The sequence below is a fragment of the Bacillus sp. NEAU-Y102 genome, assembly GCF_054788175.1.
This window is the reverse complement of sequence record NZ_JBTWFK010000035.1, coordinates 1-515: the sequence shown is the minus strand read 5'-3', so window position 1 is coordinate 515 and position 515 is coordinate 1. Positions and strand designations below refer to the sequence as shown.

Here is a 515-nt window from a genome sequence, read left to right as displayed (position 1 = left end):
TCGGCGTTAGTCCCGTCCTTCATCGACTCCTAGTGTCAAGGCATCCACCGTGCGCCCTTTCTAACTTAACCAAACTAAAAATTAAAAAATATGAGCTACACTGTTATCTAGTTTTCAAAGAACATACCATTTGCTATTTAAAATAGCTTTTTGGTGGAGCCTAGCGGGATCGAACCGCTGACCTCCTGCGTGCAAGGCAGGCGCTCTCCCAGCTGAGCTAAGGCCCCAAAATGTATGGTGGGCCTAAATGGACTCGAACCATCGACCTCACGCTTATCAGGCGTGCGCTCTAACCAGCTGAGCTATAGGCCCATACAAATTGCAGGATTTATTTATATCATATCCTCATTTAAGAGTCAATATTGAATTGAACTCTCAAAACTAAACGAAAACGAAACACGGAAACTTATATTGATAAGCAGCGCTTATCAATTCTCCATAGAAAGGAGGTGATCCAGCCGCACCTTCCGATACGGCTACCTTGTTACGACTTCACCCCAATCATCTGTCCCACC

2 tRNA genes and 1 rRNA gene are annotated in these 515 nt (G+C 45.0%); all 3 read right to left on the bottom strand.

What is annotated here, in order from left to right:
- Nucleotides 1-151 precede the first annotated feature (151 nt).
- Nucleotides 152-227: transfer RNA gene (locus ACYFX0_RS30950), tRNA-Ala, on the bottom strand.
- Nucleotides 228-235: 8 nt separating this feature from the next.
- Nucleotides 236-312: transfer RNA gene (locus ACYFX0_RS30945), tRNA-Ile, on the bottom strand.
- Between the two features lie 130 nt (nucleotides 313-442).
- Nucleotides 443-515, bottom strand: a 16S ribosomal RNA gene (locus tag ACYFX0_RS30940); the annotation flags it as partial.